Source organism: Nonomuraea solani (assembly GCF_900108335.1).
In the GTDB taxonomy this organism is placed as follows: Bacteria; Actinomycetota; Actinomycetes; order Streptosporangiales; family Streptosporangiaceae; genus Nonomuraea; species Nonomuraea solani.
In genome coordinates this window covers 283046-304195 of record NZ_FNVT01000011.1, presented here as the reverse complement: position 1 = coordinate 304195, position 21150 = coordinate 283046, and the positions used below count along the sequence as shown (strand labels likewise).

At 70.7% G+C, this 21150-nt stretch carries 20 protein-coding genes; 10 read left to right on the top strand and 10 right to left on the bottom strand.

The genetic code is table 11. From position 1 onward, the window contains the following. Positions 1 to 5: 5 nt before the first annotated feature. Positions 6 to 1067, bottom strand: coding sequence for a CU044_5270 family protein (locus C4V41_RS34675; RefSeq protein WP_103960192.1), 1062 nt, complete (start codon positions 1065 to 1067; stop codon positions 6 to 8). Next, positions 1060 to 1668 (bottom strand): RNA polymerase sigma factor, encoded by a 609-nt coding sequence (locus tag C4V41_RS34670; protein WP_103960191.1) that lies wholly within the window; start codon positions 1666 to 1668, stop codon positions 1060 to 1062. The genes C4V41_RS34675 and C4V41_RS34670 overlap by 8 nt, the downstream gene beginning before the upstream one ends. A 108-nt stretch (positions 1669 to 1776) precedes the next feature. On the opposite strand from C4V41_RS34670, the gene C4V41_RS34665 reads away from it, so the two are divergent. After that, positions 1777 to 2877, top strand: a complete 1101-nt coding sequence (locus tag C4V41_RS34665) for a sialidase family protein (RefSeq protein WP_103960190.1) — start codon at positions 1777 to 1779, stop codon at positions 2875 to 2877. 125 nt (positions 2878 to 3002) lie between these two features. Here the strand turns inward: C4V41_RS34665 and C4V41_RS34660 are convergent, their stop codons facing one another. The 4 genes from C4V41_RS34660 to C4V41_RS34645 all read right to left on the bottom strand — a co-directional run bounded on the left by C4V41_RS34660 (position 3003) and on the right by C4V41_RS34645 (position 8394). Then, on the bottom strand, positions 3003 to 4871 hold the full coding sequence (locus tag C4V41_RS34660; RefSeq protein ID WP_103960189.1) for a CheR family methyltransferase: 1869 nt from the start codon (positions 4869 to 4871) through the stop codon (positions 3003 to 3005). 28 nt (positions 4872 to 4899) lie between these two features. After that, positions 4900 to 5910: a chemotaxis protein CheB gene (locus tag C4V41_RS34655; RefSeq protein ID WP_103960188.1), complete on the bottom strand. Its 1011-nt coding sequence runs from the start codon at positions 5908 to 5910 to the stop codon at positions 4900 to 4902. 49 nt (positions 5911 to 5959) lie between these two features. Continuing rightward, positions 5960 to 6733 (bottom strand): STAS domain-containing protein, encoded by a 774-nt coding sequence (locus C4V41_RS34650; protein ID WP_146103901.1) that lies wholly within the window; start codon positions 6731 to 6733, stop codon positions 5960 to 5962. Between the two features lie 116 nt (positions 6734 to 6849). Further along, on the bottom strand, positions 6850 to 8394 hold the full coding sequence (locus C4V41_RS34645; protein WP_103960186.1) for an IucA/IucC family protein: 1545 nt from the start codon (positions 8392 to 8394) through the stop codon (positions 6850 to 6852). A 61-nt stretch (positions 8395 to 8455) separates the two neighbouring features. Here C4V41_RS34645 and C4V41_RS34640 point away from each other — a divergent pair, with 61 nt between their 5' ends. The 8 genes from C4V41_RS34640 to C4V41_RS34605 are packed head-to-tail and all read left to right on the top strand — an operon-like array spanning position 8456 to position 13905. Then, positions 8456 to 10003 carry an IucA/IucC family protein gene (locus C4V41_RS34640; RefSeq protein ID WP_103960185.1) on the top strand — a complete coding sequence of 516 codons (1548 nt, stop codon included), beginning with the start codon at positions 8456 to 8458 and terminating at the stop codon, positions 10001 to 10003. 44 nt (positions 10004 to 10047) lie between these two features. Beyond that, the gene (locus C4V41_RS34635) at positions 10048 to 10884 is read left to right on the top strand and encodes an alpha/beta fold hydrolase (RefSeq protein WP_103960184.1); all 837 of its coding nucleotides are present in this window, start codon (positions 10048 to 10050) and stop codon (positions 10882 to 10884) included. Between the two features lie 56 nt (positions 10885 to 10940). After that, entirely contained in the window at positions 10941 to 11213 is a 273-nt protein-coding gene (locus C4V41_RS34630) for a hypothetical protein (protein WP_103960183.1), read from the top strand. A 56-nt stretch (positions 11214 to 11269) separates the two neighbouring features. Beyond that, complete coding sequence (locus tag C4V41_RS64545) at positions 11270 to 11932, top strand: SigE family RNA polymerase sigma factor (protein WP_235030551.1); 663 nt, start codon at positions 11270 to 11272, stop codon at positions 11930 to 11932. Then, positions 11851 to 12342, top strand: coding sequence for a TetR/AcrR family transcriptional regulator (locus tag C4V41_RS34620; protein ID WP_235030550.1), 492 nt, complete (start codon positions 11851 to 11853; stop codon positions 12340 to 12342). Before C4V41_RS64545 ends, C4V41_RS34620 begins: the two co-directional genes overlap by 82 nt. A gap of 19 nt (positions 12343 to 12361) precedes the next feature. Continuing rightward, the gene (locus C4V41_RS34615; protein ID WP_103960181.1) at positions 12362 to 13117 is read left to right on the top strand and encodes an SDR family NAD(P)-dependent oxidoreductase; all 756 of its coding nucleotides are present in this window, start codon (positions 12362 to 12364) and stop codon (positions 13115 to 13117) included. Between the two features lie 51 nt (positions 13118 to 13168). Beyond that, a complete protein-coding gene (locus C4V41_RS34610) occupies positions 13169 to 13471 on the top strand; it encodes a hypothetical protein (protein WP_200824431.1) in 303 nt (100 codons plus the stop codon). After that, positions 13456 to 13905: a PIN domain-containing protein gene (locus C4V41_RS34605; RefSeq protein WP_103960180.1), complete on the top strand. Its 450-nt coding sequence runs from the start codon at positions 13456 to 13458 to the stop codon at positions 13903 to 13905. The genes C4V41_RS34610 and C4V41_RS34605 overlap by 16 nt, the downstream gene beginning before the upstream one ends. A 3-nt stretch (positions 13906 to 13908) precedes the next feature. Here the strand turns inward: C4V41_RS34605 and C4V41_RS64540 are convergent, their stop codons facing one another. From C4V41_RS64540 to C4V41_RS34590, 4 genes are all read right to left on the bottom strand, one after another. Next, complete coding sequence (locus C4V41_RS64540) at positions 13909 to 14829, bottom strand: substrate-binding domain-containing protein (protein ID WP_235030549.1); 921 nt, start codon at positions 14827 to 14829, stop codon at positions 13909 to 13911. Between the two features lie 14 nt (positions 14830 to 14843). After that, positions 14844 to 15809 (bottom strand): ABC transporter permease, encoded by a 966-nt coding sequence (locus C4V41_RS64535; RefSeq protein ID WP_235030548.1) that lies wholly within the window; start codon positions 15807 to 15809, stop codon positions 14844 to 14846. A gap of 47 nt (positions 15810 to 15856) precedes the next feature. Beyond that, on the bottom strand, positions 15857 to 17359 hold the full coding sequence (locus tag C4V41_RS34595) for a sugar ABC transporter ATP-binding protein (RefSeq protein ID WP_103960179.1): 1503 nt from the start codon (positions 17357 to 17359) through the stop codon (positions 15857 to 15859). Positions 17360 to 17455: 96 nt separating this feature from the next. Continuing rightward, entirely contained in the window at positions 17456 to 18976 is a 1521-nt protein-coding gene (locus C4V41_RS34590) for a golvesin C-terminal-like domain-containing protein (protein ID WP_103960178.1), read from the bottom strand. Positions 18977 to 19163: 187 nt separating this feature from the next. Here C4V41_RS34590 and C4V41_RS34585 point away from each other — a divergent pair, with 187 nt between their 5' ends. Continuing rightward, complete coding sequence (locus tag C4V41_RS34585) at positions 19164 to 21113, top strand: family 10 glycosylhydrolase (RefSeq protein ID WP_103960177.1); 1950 nt, start codon at positions 19164 to 19166, stop codon at positions 21111 to 21113. Positions 21114 to 21150 lie beyond the last annotated feature (37 nt).

Genomic DNA, 21150 nt, shown 5'->3' with positions numbered 1-21150 from the left:
GTTCCTCAGTCGCGTTGGGGGTTGGGGAAATCGGGTTTCTGGTCGGTCCACAGGGTCTGCTCGATCGCCGTGAACGACATCAGCTCGCCGGTGTCGAGGGTGAGCGTCTCGACGGACAGCGGCTCGCCGGTCACGGAGTCGACGATCAGGCGGGTACGCACCTGCTCGCCGGAGTCGCGCATGTCCGGGCTCAGGTAGAGCACCGCCTGGCCCGTACGTCCGAGCTGGTCGGTCGCCCGGCCCTCGGCGACCACGCCGGGCAGCCCGGCCATGAGGCGGTAGGCGGTTGCGCGGACCTCGGACGAGACGGGGACGTAGGCGATGAGGCTCTGCAGGTTGTGCAGCAGGTTGCCCTCCTCACCATCGGGGTCCAGCAGGGCGCGCAGCCCCTCGGCGTCGGAGGGCAGCTCGTCCATCCCGGCCAGCGTCTTGCCGGTGAACAGCAGCCGCCACTCCACGTCGCGGGACTCGAACGACTCGGCCTCCCCGGGCGCCGCCTCCACGTCGAACGGGTTGCCGCCCAGGTCGGAGGGGTTCACGGTCCGGTACGCCCAGGACGAAGGTGAGCCGGCGGCGCGCCAGGCGGCCTCGTCCCGCGGCGTGGCCGGTTTGGCGCCCAGGTAGCGCTGCACGATCCAGTGGGGCTTGGTCATCTTCCCGGCGGGGATCCAGGTCTCCTCGGCGTCGGCCCGCTGGATGACGTACCGGCCGGTGGGGTCGTGGAAGCGGCTGCCCCTGACCAGCTTGATGCCCCACCAGTCGCCCTCGGCGGGCTTGCCGGCCACGGAGGTGGCGGCGGCGAGCAGGACCTGCTTCGCGGACGGGACCGGCGCGGCGTGCGCCGTCGGCCGCGGTGAGGCGGGCACGAGGGGCACGGCCGTGGAGCCGATCACGACGGCGGAGGCGGCGGCGCCCGCCAGGCCCAGGCCGAACGTCGTCCAGCGGGCCGAGCGTGCCCTCCGTTCTTTCGCGATCGCCTTCAGGAGCCGGGAGCGCCCCCGCGCGACCGTCTCCGTGGAGGGCCCTGGCACGGCGAGCCGCTCCCGTACCGTGGACAGGTCATCCATCTGTATCTCCGATCATGGGATTGACGTCGCCGAGTGCGGCCTTGACCCGTTTGCGGGCCCGGTTGAGCCGGGAGCCGACCGTGCCCATGGGGATGCCCAGCGAGTCGGCCACCTCCTCGTAGCTCAGCCCGGCCACGGCCACGAGCAGCAGCACGTCCCTGTCTCCCGGGGACAGCCCGGCCAGCGCCTCTGCGAGCGGCCCCCGCACGCTCGCCGCGTCCACGCGGGCCGGCACCCGGTCCTCGGGGCCCGCCTCGACCGGGTCGGCGGAGCGTGCGCGGCGGAAGGCGGCCAGCATCCTGGACAGGCCCCTGCGGTGGTTGGAGACGAGGTGGGTCGCGATGCCGTACAGCCAGGGCCGGACGGCTCCGCGCGCGGCGTCGAACGTGCGCCGCTTGCGGAAGGCGACCAGGAACGTCTCCGCCGCGAGATCTTCGGCGGCCTCGGCGCTGCCGAGCCTGGCGGCCAGATATTGGTAGATCTCGGGGAAATACCGGTCGTAGAGGATGGCGAACCGCTCTGGCCGGCGTACGGACTCGCTGATCACACGCGCGTCGTCGGCCTCTCTCGGTGGGTCGTCCACCTCAGGAGGAGCGGTCATGCGGGCGTCCCTTCTGTTGCTTACACCCCATATCAACCGCTTGCCACATTCGTCTTCACGTACGGCTTTCGTCGGTGTCCGTTAACCGGGGAGCCGTAGCGTGCCCGCATGGCGGATCGTTATCCGACGTCGGTGCCGTACCGGCAGGCGACGGACGGCTACCACACGTACCGGATCCCGGCGGCCGTGGTGACCAGGACCGGCACGGTCCTGGCCTTCGCGGAGGGCAGGCGAGGCTCGGCCGGCGACTCCGGCCACATCGACCTGGTGCTCAAGCGCTCGTCGGACGGCGGCAGGACATGGGGCGCGCCGCAGGTCGTCGCCACCGAGCCGCGCCGCGGCACGGCGGGCAACCCCGCGCCGGTCGTCCTGGAGGACGGCCGGATCCTCCTCGTCTACATCCGGCAGGGCCCGGCGGCGACCGAGGAGAAGATCAGGCGCGGCCAGGTCGCGGCGGCCGACGGGCGGCGGGTGTTCGTCACGGTCAGCGAGGACGACGGCGCCACCTGGGCGGCGCCGCGCGAGATCACCGGCAGCGTGAAGCGGCCGGAGTGGCGCTGGTACGCGACCACCCCGGGCCACGCGACCCTGCTGCGGCACGGCCAGAGCGCCGGTCGCGTCGTGGTGCCCGCCAACCACTCGATGCCGCCCGGCGGCCAGGACAACGGCACCGAGGGCAAGTACAACGGCGGGCACGCGCTGCTGAGCGACGACGGCGGCCAGACCTGGCGCATCGGCTACGTCGACGACAACCCCGACGGCTACGTCAACGTCAACGAGACCACCGCCACCGAGCTGCCCGGCGGTCGCCTCTACCTCAACACCCGCACCGAGTCCACCGCCCCCGGCACCCGGGCCGACGCCTACTCCGCGGACGGCGGCCAGAAGCTGGAGCTGCCCTTCCGCCCCCAGGCCGGCCTCGTCGGCCCGGTGGTGGAGGGTAGCACGCTGTGGTGCGACGCGCCGGACGTGCTGCTGTTCTCGGGCCCGGCGGCCCCGGACGCGCGGGCGCTCATGACCGTACGCGCCAGCGACGACCACGGCCTCACCTGGCGCGTGGCGCACACGGTGTCCGGGCTGCCCGCGGCCTACTCCGACCTGGTCCGCGTCGACGGGGACACGGTCGGCCTGCTGTACGAGACCGGGAACTTCGGCCCGTACGAGAGCATCGCCTTCCGCCGTATCCCCGTCGCGGAACTCGCGCCTTAGGGCTCGACCACGATCACTTCATAGGTGGGCGAGGTCGGCGGGACCGTGGAGAGGTGGGCGTTCACACCGCGAGCCGGCGCACAGGTCTCCGGCGTAGAACGTGTTCCCCGCCCCGGCGGCGATGCTCAGCGATCGGCCGCGGCCTCCGGATTGAGGACGTTCATCACCATGATCAGACCGTGGATGGCGTTGTCCTCCGTGCGCAGGTGCGACAGTTGCACGGTCAGCGGCGCAGGCCGCCCCCTGCGGTTGACCGCGTCCAGCACCAGCCCCTCCATCACCTCCAGCGGGTTGGACCCGTCGGCCAGCGCGGCCCGCAGGCGGGGGGCGAGCGAGTCGAGCGGCAGGCCGATGTCGAGCGCCGCGAGCGTCTGCCCCACGGCCTCGTCGGCGCGCACGCCCCACAGATCCTCGGCCCCTGGGCTCCAGACGACCACCCGCAGCTCGTCGTCGAGGACCACCACGGCGTCGCCCAGGCTGCGCACCACCGAGGAGACGAACCGGTTGACCTCGTCGAGCTCGATCGTGCGGGCCGTCAGGGCGTCGTTGATGTGCTGGAGCTCGTCGTTGGTGGACTGGAGCTCCTCGTTCATCGTCTCCAGTTCTTCGTTGGTGGACTGGAGCTCTTCGTTGGTGGTCTCCAGTTCTTCGTTGGTGGACTGGAGCTCTTCGTTGGTGGTCTCCAGCTCCTCGTTGAGAGACTGCAGCTCCTCGTAGGCCTGTTCGAGCTGCCGGTTCGCCTGCTCCAGCTCGTCCCTGAGCTTGCGGTAGCGGGTGACATCGTAGAAATGGATGCCTATTCCCACCAGATTGCCCGACGCCAGCAGCGGCACGACAGAGACGTCGAAGACGCCGGCCTCGGATGTGCCGACCCGGTGCCAGGCCACCTCCCGCAGCTCCACCGGGCGCAGGTCCTGGCGGGCCTGCTCGATGACCGAGCGCAGCTCCACGGGCCGGTAGGAGACCTCCAGGTCCTGGAAGGGACGGCCGACGTCACGCGGATTGAGGTTGAACAGAGCCTCCGCCTTCGAATTGGCCAGCGCCAGGTTGCCTGAGACGTCGATGACGATCTGGGCCACAGGCCCCGAGAGCAGCGCCACGGAGGCCAGCGTGGGCAGGCGCGAGGCCAGGTCGGCGGGCGTGCCCGTGACCGACCATGGCGCCCGGTTGCCCTGGCTGACCGGCCTGATCTTTCTGAACAGGCGCATGCGCAGATCCACCGGCTCGAACTTGTCGCTGTGGTTGAGCAGCATCTCGGCCTTGCCCAGGAACAGGAAGCCGGGGTCTGACAGCGCGAAGTGGAAGCGCCTGACGATGTTGAGCTGCATCTCCGTGTTGAAGTACATCAGCGTGTTGCGGGCCAGCAGCAGGTCGACGCGGGAGATGGGAGCGTCGTGGGTGAGGTCGTTGCGCCCGAAGATGAGCTGACGGCGCAGGTCACGGCGGAAGGTGAAGCCGTTCTCGACCTGCTCGAAGTAGGTCTCGCGCAGGTCGATCGGCACGTCGTTGAGCGCTCTGTCGGTGTAGACACCCGCCCTGGCCACCTGCAGCGCCTTCTCGTCGAGATCGGTGCCGTAGATCTTCACGCGGTCGCGGAACCGGTCGATGCCGAGCTCCTCGGCCAGCACCATGGCGACCGTGTACGCCTCTTCCCCGGTCGCGCAGCCGGCGCTCCACACCCGCAGGGGCTGGTCGGCCGGCTTCTGGTCGAGCAGGGCGGGGATGACGGTCTCGCGGAGCCGCTGCCAGGCGGCCGCGTCGCGGAAGAAGCTGGTGACGTTGATCAGCAGGCTGTCGAAGAGCCTGGTGAACTCCTCCGGTTCGAGTTCGAGCAGATCACGGTATTCGCCGTAGTCACGCAGCTTCAAGGACTCCAGCCGGCGGGCGATCCGCCGGACGAGGGTGTTGCGCTTATAGCCCGTGAAGTCGAACCCGCGTGTCTCCTTGAGGAGAAGGAGGAGGTCGTCGAACTCACGCTCTTCCTCTGTCGTCACAAGGGAAGCCTACGCTTTTCCAGCACGTTCAACCGGACAGCAGCGCGTCCCCGTTGCGGCCGATGCTCGATTGCAGTATGCGAATCGTGTTCAGGGCCTCGCGGGTGCGCTCCTCCTCGTCGCGGAAGTAGTGCGTGGACAACCGCTGGCCGCGTTCCTCCGCGGAGCGGCGCATGCGGTCGAGCACCCGTAGCCGCTCCTCCAGTCGCTGGATCGCGACCCAGAGGGCGCGCTCGACGGCGTCGGACTGTGCGTTGATCATGCTGTCTCTCGACCAGGCGTGACCCACCCTGCAGATGTAACGCGAGGTGGTTTCGCCTTTCTGCTCGTAGATGGGACCGCTGCACTCCGGGCAGCTGAAGGCGATCAGTTCCCCGCCGGGCTCCCCAAGCGATGGGGCCTCCTTCAGGAAGAAGCTGACCTCTCGCTCCATGTCGTCGTCGTACACCTGGTCCTCCGTGCTGACAGGGGTACGGCTCTGCCGCAGGATCCACCCAGCGAGTTCGCGTACGGGAAGAGCCTGTGCGCTCGGTACGGCCGCCGCGGCCGCGACGGGCATGCCGGGGAAGGCGCATTCGTCCTGATCCTGTACGGCGACCGCGCCCCGGTGCCTTTCGATCGCCTCGCAGCCCTTCGCCCCGTCGTCCAGCGTGCCGCTGAGCACCACGGCCGCCGCACGGGAGCCCGCGTCCAGTGCCGCGCTCATGAACAGCGGATCGGCCGCCGGCCGGTGCCCGTTCTGTAGCGGGCCCCGGGACAGACGGGCCTTGCCGTCGTGCAGGAGCAGGTGGTAGTCGGGGCGGGCGACGTATACGCGGCCCGGGCGTACCGGCTCATCGTCCACGGCGGGAGCCGCCTTGAGCGGTCCCGCCCGATCCAGGATGCTGGCCAGCACGCTGCTGCCCTGCGGCGGCACGTGCAGGACCACGAGCACGGCGGCGGGCAGGTCGGCCGGCAGTTCGCGCAGCAGGACGCGCAGTGGATCGACGCCCCCCGCTGAAGCGGCGACCACGATCACGTCACGTCCTGCTGCCCACATGCCTCCTCAACTCTCCAGGAATGGGGGCATCATGCGCATCGGCCCCTTGTCAGGGGATGGAGCCCGGAAAACGGGGCTTCACCCGGTTGGAGGAGTTGACCGCCGCCATGGCGGTGCGGGCTTTGACGAGATTGACGCGCATGGCCTCCAGGCTGTCGTCGCAGCGCCGGAGGGAGGTGGTGAGCGTGTCGCGGGCCTCGTTCGCTTCGTCGAGCCGCTGGTGGATCGCCTGCTGGTGGTGGGCGGCCTGCTCGCGGAGCGTGCGCGACTGCGAGATGATCGGCGGTAGCGCGTCGGCGTTCAGCTCGATGAGCGACTTCAGCACGGGCGGTGCCGGTTGGGCGATCTGGGGCTTTCGCCGGGGGGCGCGCTTCCGGTCGCGGCCGGAGGACTGGGCGCGGGCCATGAGGCGCACACTCGGCAGGTGGCGGCGCTCGACGGCAGGCGTCTCCGGGGCCCGGTACGCCTCCACGCCGGCGTCCGCCAGGGCCTCCGGCATGCTGGTGTAGACCGGGATCGACGGATGGTCCTGCTCGGCCATCAACGCGATGAGACGGCACAACGGCTGCTGGGCCTCGGCCACGGCCAGATAGCCGCCCTTCTCCTGCAGGGCGCGATGGGTGATCGCGAGCTGTTCGAGCCCGTTCAGGTCGCAGAACCAGAGGTCTCCTGCCGCCACGAGCACGATCTTGATCGGCGACTGCGGCAGCGGGTCCAGGAACGCGGCGAGCACCGGCCTGGTCGTGGTGTCCAGCTCCCCTGTCAAGGCGATCACCAGGGTGGTGTCATCGACAGGGACGAGCCGCACCGCGAGCTGCATCATCGTGAGCACTCCCTTCTCTGCTCGTGGCGCAACCGAGGGGAGCGGGCGCGTCGGCAGATTTCCGGCTCGTGCCCATACTCCCTCTCCGCGTCACGGAGAGCCAGGCAATTCGGCATTCAGACAGGGACCTCGGAGGTGAGCGGGTTGGGCAGCCGGGTCCAACTGTCGCCCGGCGGGGCGCCGTCGAGCTGCGCGAGCAGGTGCGCCTTCACCGCGAGACGCGGCGCGAACAGGGCCGCGCGGTCGGTCTGTACGTCCTGGGTGCCGGGCAGGTCGTCGAACGCCGTGCGCGCGGCGGCGGTCACGACGTGCCAGAGACGCGACTCCGCCTCCCGGTCGCCCTGTCCGAAAAGGGAGATCACGCTGCCGAACGTGGTGCCGACGAGCGAGCCGAAAAGCTTGGAGTGCAGCACGAAGGGGTCGTCGCTGAGCAGCCTGGTGCTGACCGGCGGGACCTCGACGCCGTTGCGGGCCAGCCGGGCGGGGCTGAGCCTGACGTCGGCCAGGTCGCGGTAGATCAGGCGGCTCGGGAGGCCGTCGGCGCCGAGCTCGATCAACAGGTTCTGGCCGTGGGCCTCCAGCGCGGCGCCGAGCGCCAGCATCCCGAGCGCGCCGGCCAGGGCCAGGCGGGCGAACGCCCCGATCCAGGCGACCGGGTCGGGCGCCATCGCCCGGGTGACCGCGGCCACGGGAAGGACGGTCCCCGGTCGTGGTGTGGGTTCGCGGAGCATGGCCGACAGGTCGGCGCTGTATTCGCCGGACACCGGGGCGGCGGCGCCGGCCAGGTAGCGGGAGATGCGCAGCCGGCCGCCGCAGCGCGCCGACAGGGTCGTGAGCAGGTCGGACAGGAGCACGCAGTCGCGTACCGAGCCGGGCGAGATGTCCCTGACGCCCGAGGTCATGCGCGTGGTGAACGCCGTCTTGACGTGCGGGCTCCCGTCGAGGGGCGCGAGCGTCCGCACGGACATGAGCGGCCGGGCCGGGATGACACCCATGGCGTACGGCCGCAGCCCCAGCACGGGTAGCACGTGCCGGGTCTGCCACGGGTGCAGGGGGAGCAGCAGCCGGTCGCCGTCCATGAGGGAGCCCGGCCACGGCCCCGATACCAGGCAGTCTCCGGCGGGCACCGCCAGCAGGTCCAGGCGGACCGTGGGGCGGTGCTCGGGCATGTAGGCCAGTTGCTCGGCCACGGACACGCCCGGCCGGTTACGGCAGCCCGGGTGGTAGGGATGGCCGTCGACGACGCTCTGCTCGTACGCGTCGGGCGTGCCGGGAGGCGCCCCCGAGGCTCCCGCGCGGGACAACGCCAGCGAGGCGACGCTGTTGCCGAGGTCTTCGACCAGCCGCGCCGTGCCCGGCAGGCCGAGGGCGGCCAGCAGTTCGGCGGGATGGGTGTGCGGGTGGCCGTCGAGCAGGAGCGCGAGCTCGTCCCCCAGGTCATGAGGCAGCCGCGCCCGCCCGGTCAGCCGCCGCCCGTCGGCCAGCACGACCCGGCCGGGCCCCGATGGCGTCAGGCCCGGCAGCGGTTCGTAGAGCAGGCTTCGCCAGAGGCGGCCCAGGACGGCGGCTCGGGCGCCGGGGAGGGCTTCGGCGTACCGGGCGGACAGATCGGGGCGTACGAGGGCCAGTTCCGCCGCGAACTCCATCTCCAAGCGCCTCATACCTCCCATCGTTTCCACAAACAGGGCGACTATGGACAGAGGGGGTAGGAGTAAGGGCGCCATGGCATCCATCGACGGCCCGCCCCTCCTAATCCCGGGGCTGGAGCGAGAGGCCGACGTCCTCGCGACGACGGCGCTCCTGAACTGCGTGATCCGTGAAGTCGCCAAGCCCGCCGGGCCCGGTGTCTTCCTGCTGCCCGCGACCGGCCAGGTGCTGCGCGCCGGTGGCTCCCGCTTTCCCATCGATCCCGCCCTGCACACGCCGGACGGGTGGTATCCGCTGCCGCTGGCCCGCCTGGTCGCGCTGACGGCCGCCGAGCTGCGGGCGGGCACCGGGGTCGGCAACGACGCCCTGCCCGCCGAGATCCTGCGCAGCCGGGACGTGACGGCGATCCTGCTGGCGGCCAGGGGTGCCGCCACGCCGCCCGCCGACCCGTACCTGCGCTCCGAGCAGGCCCTGGTCGCGGGCCACCGCTACCATCCCGCACCCAAGGCGCGCGGCGGCTCGGGCCGGGAGGCGTGGCTGCGCTACTCGCCTGAGGCGCACGCGAGCTTCGCCCTGCCGCTGTTCGGCGTGCCCGCCGGGGACCTGGTCGAGCAGGGGGACGTGGGCGCGCTCGACCGGTTCGGCGGACCGGCGGTGCTGCCCGCGCATCCCTGGCAGGTGGAACTGCTGGGCGGGCTGCGTGACGGGCGGTTGCGCCGGCTGGGGGAGGCGGCGGCCACGGCGGTGCCGACCTCGTCGGTGCGCACGGTGTACCTGCCGGAGGCGGACCTGTTCTGCAAGTTCAGCCTGGACGTGCGGATCACGAACGACGTGCGCCGCCTGTGGCTGGCCGACCTGCGCCGGCTGCCGGTGGTCGGTGCCGTGCTGGACCGGGTCTTCGACGACCTGCCCGGTCACTTCGCCCGTCCGGCGGTGCTGCGCGACCGTGGTTACCGCAGCGCGGAGCTGGGCGGGGACGGCGGTGAGGCCCTCGCGGTGATCGTCCGCGACGGGCTGCGCGCGCACCTGCGGCCGGGGCTGACGCCGCTGCTGGCGGCCGGGGTCAGCGAGGGTTTCCCCGGCAACCCGCTGGACGGGCTGGACGAGAACGGGGCGTTCGCCTGGTGGGAGGGGTATCTGGAGCACGTGGTGCCTCCGGTGCTGCACGCGTACCTGCGGCACGGGGCCGTGCTGGAGTGCCACCTGCAGAACGTGCTGATCGCGGTGGACGGGCGCGGGATGCCCGCGCAGGCGCTGTTCCGCGACCACGAGGGCGTCAAGCTGGTCGCCGGGTGGCATCCCCGGCTGCGCGCGGCCGATCTGGTGAGCGGCCGATGTGGGTGGGAGCGGCTGGTCTACTGCCTGCTGACCAACAACCTCTGCGAGATCGCCGGCGCGCTGGCCGCCCGGCACCCGGCGCTGCGGGAGGAGTTGTGGAGCCGGGCCAGGGGCGTTTTCGCGGCTGTGGGCAAGGACTACGACGAACCCCCGGAGCTGCGCGACCTGCTGGCGGCGCCGTCCATCCCGGCCAAGGCCAACCTGCTGCTGCGCTGGCTGGACGCGGGTGGCGGGGAGACGCTGTGGGTGCCCATCCCCAATCCGTTGAGACTCTTTACGCCATAAGCTATCCTCGCGGAGGTAATTATTTATGGCGTAAGGAGATCACGATGGCCGAGGCGGCACTGCACGACGGAAGCACCATCGAGGTGGAGGTGCACGGCACGGGCCCGGCCCTGCTCCTGTCCGTCAATCCACAGCCTGTGGAGGGCGAGCGGGCCGAGGAGATCCGGAAGTGGGGCATGGATCCGGCGCTGGGGCGTTCGCTCATCGACGGGCTCGCCGACGCCTTCCGGGTCGTGGCCTTCGACTACGAGGGCCACGTCATGCGGGCTCCCAAGCCGGGCACGCTCACTCCGGCCAACGTCGCGGCCGACCTGCTCGCCGTGGCCGACGCGGCGGGCGCGGAGCGGTTCGCGTACTACGGGTACTCGTGGCTGGCGCTGAGCGGGCTGCAGCTCGCCATCAGGACCGATCGGCTCTCCGCGCTGGTCATGGGCGGGTTCCCGCCGTACGCGGGGCCGTACGCGGAGATGCTGCGGGTGACCATGGCCACGTACGAGATGGCCGTCAAGCCGCCCGAGCCCGCTGAAGCCCGGTCCGGTGACGCGTACGACTGGTCGTCGGTCGAGGTCAGCACGACCGAGGAGCAGAGCAGGCAGTTCGTCACGCTGTACGAGGAGTTGCAGGGGTTCGACGACCGGCAGGTTCGGCTGTCCTGCCCCCGGCTGTGCTTCGCCGGCTCCGCCGACGAGATCCGGTACGACGAGCGGTGGGGCGGGGTGCTGGTCGACCTCGCCGGGCCGCTCACCCGGCACCGGGCCGAGCTGACGGCGCTCGGCTGGGACGTCGAGGTGCTGGACGGCCTCGACCACATGAGCGCCATGCAGGCCCCGAACGTGCTGCCCGTCGTACGCCCGTGGCTGGAGAAGGCGCTGCTGACCTGAAGTTAAAGGGGGGAACCGGGTGGGTAGTCGATGCGCCCGACCACGGGGGAGGACGGATGACGGATCGAGCCGGGCTACAGGAGTTGCAGCAGGCCATCGACGAGGCGTTCGCGGAGCGGGAGCGGGTGCCGCCGAGGGAGGTGTATTTGCGGGCCTCCGAGCACATTCTCCTGTCGGCCGACCTGCTGGCGCACCTCAACGAGCTGCCCGAGGATGACTACACCAAGGAGGAGATGGTCGCGGCGATCGACGACGTGATCAGGCGCAGGGGCGAACAGGACAGCCTCGGGCTGCTGGCGGACGACGACGATCCCAGTTCCTTGCGATAAGTCGCATAGCGGGGGCCCGTAACGGCGTCTGAGAGGGTGACATCCATTTTCTGGAGGTGACCGTGGACGCCGTGGACGAGCAGCGCTTCCGCGAGTTCGTCGCCGCGCGTTCGCCCGCCCTGATGCGGCTCGGCTTCCTGCTCACCGGTGGTGACCAGCACGCGGCCGAGGACCTGGTGCAGAACGCGCTGGCCAAGCTGGCGGCCAGGTGGCGGCGGGTGGAGACGCCGGAGGCGTACGCGCGGCAGATCATGTACCGGCAGCAGATCGGCTGGTGGCGGACGAGCGTACGGCGGGGCGAGGTCATGCAGGCGAGCCCGCCCGAGCTCGCGGACCGGGACGCGCACCACCAGAGCGAGCTGCGCATGGTGCTGCGCTCCGCCCTGGCCCGGCTGACCGCGCGGCAGCGCGCGGTGCTGGTGCTGCGGTATTTCGAGGACCTGCCCGAGAAGGAGATCGCGCAGGTGCTCGGCTGTTCCGTCGGTGGGTCCTCACACCCCGGTAGCCACTTTTTTGACCGATCGTTCTCGATTCTGCTAGCTTTGTCGGCGTGGCAAGGACCAAGGAGTTCGATCCCGACGACGCCCTGCAGAAGGCGCTGGAGCTGTTCTGGGAGCGCGGCTACGAGGCGACCTCGATGGCCGATCTCGTGGAGCGCCTGGGCGTCGCGCGGGCGAGCATCTACGCGACCTTCGGCGGCAAGCGCGAGCTCTACCTGAAGGCGCTCGATCGCTACCTCCAGCAGGGCGACGTCGTCGCGCCGCTGTCCCAGCCGGGGCCCGCGCTGCCCGCCATCCGCGCCCTCTTCGACTCCTACGTGGCCGAATGCCTGGCCGACGAGTTGCGGAGAGGGTGCATGGTGGTCAACACGGCGGTGGAGTTCGCCGCCCGCGACGCCGTCGTGGTGGCGAAGGTGCTGACGAGCTGGGCCGCGCTGGAGACGGCGCTCGCCGGGGCGCTGGTCCGGGCGCGGGCCCAGGGGGAGATCCCGGCGGGCAAGGATCCGTACGCGCTGGCCAGGTTCCTGCTCGTGCTGCTGCAGGGCCTCAGGGTGCTCGGCCGGGCCGACCCGGACCCGCGCCGGTTGCGCGATGCGGTGGATCAGGCCATGAACGCTGTCCAAATTTAAGAACGATTGGTATGGAATAATGACAGGTCGTTTTGAGGGCAAGGTCGCACTCGTCACGGGCGCGAGCGGGGTGGTCGGCCGGGCGGCCGCGCTGGCGTACGCGCGGGAGGGCGCCGCGGTCCTGGCCGCCGGCCGCGACGAGGCCAGGCTGGCCGAGGTCGTCAAGCTGGCGGACGGCGGGCGGGTGAGCGCGTTCGCCGTCGACATCACCCGCTCCGCCGAGGTGGCCGCCATGGTCGAGGCCGCCGTCACCCGGTACGGCGGGCTCGACGTCGCCCTCAACGCCGCCGGCATCTTCGGCGGGATGGCGCCGCTGGCCGACTACGACGAGGACACCTGGGACGAGGTGCTCGCGGTCAACCTCAAGGGCGTGTTCCTGTCGATGAAGCACGAGATCGCCCACATGCGTGCCAGCGGCGGGGGCACGATCGTCAACGTGGCCTCCAACCTGGGCGCGCACTGGCGCCTGGCCGGGGCGAGCGCCTACGCCGCATCGAAGGCTGCCGTCAGCCACCTGACCAGGGCGGCGGCCCGCGACCACATCGCCGACGGCGTCCGCGTCAACGCCCTCAGCCCCGGCCCGATCGACTCCCCCATGTCGATGCGTCCCGGCGAGACGACGCGGGACCGGGACGAGCGCATGCGGACGGCACTCCCGATCGGCCGCGTGGCCACCCCGGAGGAGATCGCCGCCGCGGCCCTGTGGCTGTCGTCACCGGAGTCGAGCTACGTCGTCGGCCACGACCACGTGATCGACGGCGGCGCCACGGCCTGACCGCAGGGCTGGAGCCGAGGGTGATTGTCATACCACTGGTATGATGAGGCTATGAGCGATGCGGCCCGTGAGACCACGTCTGATCGCGCGGATCCGTCCCGGGCCGCGCTCTATGCCGCCCACGACGAGCCCGGCCCGAAGGTCAAGAAGGCCATCACCCTGCCTGAGCAGCTCGCCGCCGAGATCGACGCTCGCGTCGGCCGTGGTGAGTTCTCCGCCTTCATGGCCAAGGCCGCCCAGCACTGGCTGGCTCTGATCAAGACGGGCGAGATCGTCGATGAGTACGAGCGGCGGCACGGTCCGATCAGTGAAGAGCGACTGGAGCGGGCGAGGCGTCGGTGGCACGACGCCTGAGGAACGTCCCGGCCACGGCCGCCGGTCCGTTGCTGGTGCTCGACGCTCAGGCCCTCTCCCTGCTGGCGGACGACCACGCTGACACCGTGGATCTGGTGGAAGCCTCCCGTGAGGACGGCTACGCCGCCACCGTCAGTGTCGTCACCCTCGCCGAGCAGCGCAGAACCGGGCAGGCGGCGGCTCGCATGCGCTGGCTCCGCTCCCGGCTGGTGATCGTGCCCGTCAGCGAACAGGTGGCCGATCTGGCGGCAGGCTTGCTCGAGTGCGCTGGGCTCGATGGCCACAACGATGTCATCGACGCGCTCGTGACGGCCACCGCGGCTTCTGACCGCGCGCCAGGGCGCCTGCTCACTTCCGACGGCTCCCATATTCCCGCCCTGTGCAAAGCCGCTGCCGAGTTGGGAGCCCGGCCGATTCAGTGGATCAAGGTGTAGCCCTCACGACATCTGGAACTCCGACGCGTTCTCCTTGGTCGCCACCTTCACCGGCACCGCCACCGTCTTCTTGATCGTCTCGCCCTTGGCAGCCTTGACGGCGGCGTCCACCGCCTGCCTGCCGAGCAGCCGGGGTTGCTGGGCGATGGTGGCGGCCATCGTGCCCGCCTGGACCGCTTTCAGCCCGTCCGGGGTCCCGTCGAAGCCGATCACCTTGACCTGCTGCCCCGCCCTGCCCCCGAGTGCCTTGATCGCGCCTAGCGCCATCTCGTCGTTCTCGGCGAACACGCCCGTCACATCGGGATGCGACTGGATGAGGTTCGTCATCACGTCCAGCCCCTTGGCCCGGTCGAAGTCGGCCGGCTGTCTGGCGACGATCTTGACGTTGGCGTACGCCGCGATGCCCTCCGCGAAGCCCTGGCCCCGGTCGCGCGAGGCGGAGGTGCCGGGGGTGCCCTGGAGCACGACCACGTTGCCCTTTTCGCCGAGTTGCTCAGCCAGCTCCTGCGCGGCCAGCCGGCCGCCGGCCACGTTGTCGGAGGCGACGGTCTGTGCCACTTCCACCCCGTTGACGCCCCGGTCGGCCGCGATCACCGGGATCTTGACCCGTTCGGCCGCCTTGACCGCCGGGGCGGCCGCGTCGGAGTCGACCGGGTTGATGACGATCGCCTTCATGTTCTGGCTGGTGAAGTTCTGGACCTGGTTGACCTGCTGGGAGGCGTCGTTCTGGGCGTCGGTGACGGTGAGCGTGGCGCCCAGCTTCGCCGCCTCGGCCTGCGCGCCGTCCCTGAGCTGGACGAAGTACGGGTTGTTCAGCGTGGACACCGACATCCCGATCTTGATGTCACCCGAGGAGCCGCCGCCTCCTGAGGTGCCGCAGGCGGCCAGGCAGAGTGTGGCCATGACGATCGCGGGAATCCGCATGAGTCTGTTCCTTTCTAGTTCGTGCCCCTGCGCCGCAGGGTGTCCACGAGGACCGCGAGCGCGATCACCACGCCGATCACGACCTGCTGCCAGAACGCCGAGACCGACAGCAGGTTGAGGCCGTTGCGCAGGACTGCCAGGATGAGCGCGCCGACGAACGTGCCCAGCGCCCGGCCCTTGCCGCCGGACAGGCTCGCCCCGCCGATCACCACGGCCGCGATCGCGTCGAGCTCGTAGCCGGCCGCCGCCTGCGGTTGCGCCGAGGCCAGGCGGCTGGCCAGCACGATCCCGGCCACCGCCGCGAAGCCGCCGGACAGCGCGTACGTGACGAGCTGCTGCCTGTTGACGTTGATGCCCGACAGCCGGGCGGCCTCGGCGTTGCCGCCGATGGCGTACATGGCGCGGCCCGGGTAGGTCCGGTTGAGGATCACGGCCGCGATCACGCCCATGATCACCATCACGATGACCGGGATCGGCAGGTAGCCGACCGTGTCGCCCAGGTGCGCGACCTGCTCCGGCATCGGGATCGGGCTGCCCTGCGAGATGACCAGGGCCAGGCCGCGGGCGATGCCGAGCATGGCCAGCGTGGCGATGAACGGCGGCAGCTTCCCGTACGCGATCAGGCCCGCGTTGACCAGCCCGCACGCGACCCCGACCGCCAGCGACACCAGGGTGGCCACCGGCCACGGCACCCCGGCGGCGGTGGCGGTCCAGGCCAGGGTGATCGCCGACAGCGCCGCCACCGAGCCCACGGACAGGTCGATGCCGCCCGTCACGATCACGAACGTGGCCCCGAAGGCCAGGATCGCGGTGACGGCGGCCTGGACGCCGACGTTGAGCAGGTTGGTGACGCTCAGGAAGTCGGACGAGAGCAGCGACAGGGCCACGACCAGCACGACGAGCGCCGCCAGCGCGCCGTTCTCGGCGAACCAGGCGCCGATCGGAGACCTGAAGTGGCGGGGGAGCGTGTCAGCGGGCATGAGAAGGCTCCACGTGAAACATCGTCGAAGTCGTGAGCGCGCCACGGTCAGCGGGCACGGGGTCCCTCCACTTCCGTGACCGCCAGGGCCATCACGTCGTCCTGTGTGGCCCCGGCCGCGGGGAGCTCGCCGACGAGCCGGCCCCGGGCCATGACCAGGATGCGATCGCTCATACCGAGCACCTCCGGCAGGTCGCTGGAGATCATGAGCACGGCGTGCCCGGACTCGGTGAGCGCGTTGATCAACTGGTAGATCTCGACCTTGGCCCCGACGTCGATGCCGCGCGTCGGCTCGTCGAGGATGAGCACGCCCGCGTCCGCCACCAGCCACTTGCCGATGACCACCTTCTGCTGGTTGCCGCCGGACAGCGTGCGCACCTCCTGGTCCAGCCCGGTCATCCGGATGCCGAGCCGCCCGGCCACCTCGGCGGCGGCCTTGCGGACCCTGGAACGATCCACGAAGCCGGCGCGGGTGGCCTCGCGCATGATGACCAGGCCCAGGTTCTCGCCGATGCTCGCGCCCAGCACCAGCCCCTGGCCCTTGCGGTCCTCGGGGACCAGGCCGAGCCCGGCCGCCATCGCGGCGTGCACGTCGCCGGGCGGCAGCCGCCCGCCCCGTACGCGTACCTCGCCCGAGTCGTAGTGGTCGGCGCCGAACACGGCCCGCGCCACCTCCGTGCGGCCCGCCCCCACGAGCCCGGCCACGCCGACCACCTCGCCCGCCCGTACCTCGAATGAGACGTCGTCGAACGCGCCGCCGCGGGTCAGCTTCGACACCCGCAGCAGCGGCTCGCCCCGGGCGGACGGCCGGCGCGGGTACTGCTGGTCGATGGGCCGCCCGACCATGAGGCCGATCAGCTCGTCCTGCGGGGTGTTCGCCGGCACCTCGGCCACGGACCTGCCGTCGCGCAGCACGGTCACCCGGTCGCCGATCTCGGCGATCTCCTCCAGGTGGTGGGTGATGAACACGATGGCCACGCCCGCGTGACGGAGCCGGCGCACGATGGTGAACAGCCGCTCGACCTCGCTGGTGGTGAGCACGGCGGTCGGCTCGTCCATGATCAGTACGCGGGCGTCCAGCCCCAGCGCCTTGGCGATCTCGACCATCTGCATGCGCGCGATGCCCAGCCGGGCGACGGGAGTGCGCGGGTGTACGTCCACGCCGACCTGGCCGAGCAGCCGGATGGCCCGCTCCTCCATGCGCTTGGGATCCACGAGCCCGAGCCTGCGCGGCGGGCGGCCGAGCGACAGGTTCTCCGCGACCGTGAGCTGCGGGACCAGGTTGAACTCCTGGTAGATGGTCGCGATGCCGAGCCGCTGCGCGTCGCCCGCCGTGCGGAGCGCCACGGGGCCGCCATCCATGAGCACCCGCCCGCCGTCGGGGTGGTAGGCGCCGGAGAGGATCTTGATCAGCGTGCTCTTGCCCGCGCCGTTCTCGCCCAGCAGGACGTGCACCTCGCCGGTCCGCAGGCGCAGGTCCACGCCGTCGAGCGCGACCACGCCGGGAAAGACCTTGCGCAACCCCTCGGCCCTGAGAATCTCCTTGCTCACAGCATGAGCTTTATCCGCTACAGAGTGTGATGAACCATGGAAAAGGTACGGCCCGCGCCCGAGAGGGGGTATGGGCGCGGGCCGTAGCTGGTGGGATCAGAGCCGGCTGATGCGCACCGCGTCCGCGATGACGAGGCCGGTGCCCGAGGTCCACCTGCTCACGCCGACCACGTTCTGTGTGCCGGCGCTGAGGGAGAACTCGCCGATGCTGCGCCAGGCTCCGCCGCCTGAACGCTGGTCGACGTACACGGTCTCGTTACCGCCCGAGGCCGCCACGATGTACGGCGCCGAGCTGTTGTATCCCGCGTCGGCCGGATACCAGACCTCGATCCGGTAGGTGCCGGTGGTGGGGATCGCGGCCGAGTACCAGGCCGGGTCGCTGGCGGCGACCGGGTCGGCGAAGCGGTAGTCGGCGCCGTGGCGCTGGCTGGAGTAGGCGGAGGTGCCCCAGTTGGCGCTCGCGGTGAACCCGCCGGCGGTGGCGTTGTCCACCGTGGTGGTCCACGACGGGGTGCCGCCGCCACCGGTCACGTAGTTCATGTACGTGGTCCAGTTCCAGTGCGAACCCGGGTCGGTGTGGGTCGCGCCGGGCACCTCGTTGTGGCCGATGATGCCGGTCCTGGTCTTGGGGATGCCGTACTTGTCGCACAGGGCGCGGGTCAGCGCGGCGGACGCCCGGTACATCGAGTCGGTGAACCAGGAGGCGTCGTTGACGAAGCCCTCGTGCTCGATGCCGATGGACCGGTTGTTGTAGGTGGAGTTCCCGGCGTGCCAGGCGACGTCCTTGTCGCGCACCATCTGGGTGATGGCGCCGTTGGACGACTTGACCACGTAGTGCGCCGAGACGTTGGCGCTGGGGTTCTGGAACCAGGAGATGGTGCCCGCGTACGAGCCCTGGGTGACGTGGATGACCACCCGGTCGATGTTGTAGCTGGTCTCGCGGTCGGACACCCGGTAGTTGCCGGAGTTGGCGGCCACCCAGGCGGCCGGCGGGTAGTCGGGGCTGGCGGCCGCGGCCTGTGCGCCGCTCAGGTCGCGGGCCTTGGCGTACTCGCCGCGGTCGGCGGTGACCTCCTGCGGCTTGACCCGCACGCCGAGGGTGTCGATGCCGAGTCCGAGCGGCTCGTAGACGCCGTCGGCGTACAGGCGGGCCAGGTCGGGGGAGGTCGCGTTGCCGTACTTGGCCACGGCCTGGTACCAGCGGCCGATGTCCTTTCTGGCGCTCTCGTCGAGGCCCAGCTTGTCGGCGTGGGCCCGCAGGACGGCCGCGCCGCCGAGGATGTTGGCCTCGTCGTCGGCCTTCAGCTTGTCGGCCGGGAGCTTGGTGAGCTCGGCGGCCTGTTCGAGAGAGTGGTTGGTGGGGTTGCTGACCAGGTGCATCAGGCCGAAGCCGTTGCTGGCGCTGGGTTCGCCGTTGTGGCCGTCGAGGCGGGTCTCGGCGTAGGCGAGCGCCACGAGCAGGTCACTCGGTACGTCGTACTGGGCCGCCGCCTTGGCGAAGGCGGCGGGGAGCGGGGCGTCCTTGGCCTCGGACCAGGCGGGCTGGCCCGCGCCGATGAGGAGGACGGCGAACGCAGAGGTGGCGAGGGCTGTTAATCGCGTGCGGGCGAGAGTCATTTGGGGGTGCTCCTCGTTCACAGGTGACGGGTGCACGCTACGGGTTCCTCTGACTAATGTCGATAATTGACATTACTCGTGCGGTGGGTGAAACTTTCCGCCTGACTCCGAAGGGTCAGAGATTGGGTCCCCTTGGAAGTTGTGAAAACTATTGCGCTTTGTCGCGATTGCACTGAAACTTCCCTTCGTGACCGCGCTCCTGCGTACCGTTCTGGCGGCGCTCACCGCCGCACTCGTCAGCATCGTGGCCCCTACCTCGGCTTTCGCGGCCGCCTGTGCCACCGACCCCGCCACTCCCAAGCGACAGCTCCGGGGGATGTGGATCTCCTCCGTCGCCAACATCGACTGGCCCAGCCGGACCGGGCTCAGCGTGTCGGCGCAGCAGGCCGAGTTCCGCGCGTGGCTGGACCTGGCCGTGGCCAAGCGGATGAACGCCGTGTTCGTGCAGGTCAGGCCGACCGCTGACGCGTTCTGGCCCTCGACGTACGAGCCGTGGTCGCAGTGGCTGACCGGCACCCAGGGCGGCAACCCGGGGTACGACCCCATGGCGTTCATGGTCAGCGAGGCGCACGCCCGCAACCTGGAGTTCCACGCCTGGTTCAACCCGTACCGGGTCGCCAACCACGCCGACCCGAGCAGGCTGGTGTCCACGCACCCCGCGCGGCAGCACCCCGACTGGCGCTTCGCCTACGACGGCAAGCTCTACTACAACCCGGGCATCCCCGAAGTGCGCGACTTCATCGAGGACGCGATCATGGACGCCGTCTCCCGCTACGACGTGGACGGCGTGCACCTCGACGACTACTTCTACCCCTATCCGGTGAGCGGCCAGGCGATCCCGGACTCGGCCGCGTACACCAAGTACGGCGGCTCCTTCGGCAACGTCGCCGACTGGCGGCGCGAGAACGTCAACCTCCTGGTACGCGAGCTCGACCAGCGCATCCACACGGCCAAGCCGCACGTGTCGTTCGGCATCAGCCCGTTCGGCATCTGGCGCAACTCCGGCACCGACCCGCTCGGCTCGCGCACCTCGGGCCTGCAGTCGTACGACGCGATCTACGCCGACAGCCGGAAGTGGATCAAGCAGGGCTGGGTGGACTACCTGGCGCCCCAGATCTACTGGCACATCGGCTTCTCCTCGGCCGCCTACGAGGTGCTCACCGCCTGGTGGTCCGACGTGGTCAAGGGCACCGACGTGCAGCTCGTCGTCGGCCAGGCCGCCTACCGCGCCGGCGCGTCCGGGCAGGAGGCCGCCTGGCAGGACGCGGCCGAGCTGAGCGACCACCTGACCGACAACAGGAAACATCCCGAGGTGGCCGGAGACATCTTCTTCAGCGCCAAGGACGTCAAGGCCGACCGGATCGGCGCCATGACCAGGGTCGTCAACGCCCACTACAGCAGGCCCACGCTGCTGCCCGCGCGCGGCTCCGCGAGCGCCCCCGCCGTGCCCGTCATCAGCTCGGCCACCGCCGTCTCGAACGGCGTCCAGCTCGCCTGGACGGGCTCGGCCACCTCGTACGCGGTCTACCGGGTGAACGGCACGCCGTCGGCCGCCGACCCGTGCGCCTTCGCCGACGCCCGCAACCTGGTCACGACGACCCGGCAGAAGACGTTCACGGACACGACCGCCACCGGATCGGCCTACACCTACTACGTGACCGCGCTCAACCGGACCCACCAGGAGAGCGCGCCGAGCGCCGGAAAGGCGGTGGGCTCGGGCGGGGGCGGCACGTTCAGTGTGGTGATCGACAACACCGACGCCGGGTTCGCCGCGAGCTCCGGTTGGGGGACCTCGACCTTCTCCGCGCAGCTCCACGGCAGCGACTACCGCTTCGCCGACCCGGTCTCCGCCAGCGACCCCGCCTGGTATCAGGCGGCGATCCCGAGCGCGGGCACCTACCGGGTGGAGGTGTGGTATCCGGCCAACGCCGGTTACAACAGCGCGACGCCGTACATCGTGGCCGCTTCCGGCGGGAACCAGACGGTCACCGTGGACCAGCGTTCGGGTGGCGGGCAGTGGCGGGTGCTGGGGACGTACGCGCTGGCGGCGGGGACGTACAACGTGGTCGGGGTGAGCCGATGGACCTCCACGACGGGGTACGTGATCGCCGACGCCGTCCGGATCACCAAGGTCTGAGTGGCCGATCAGAGGGTGGGCAGGGTCGGCGGGTGAT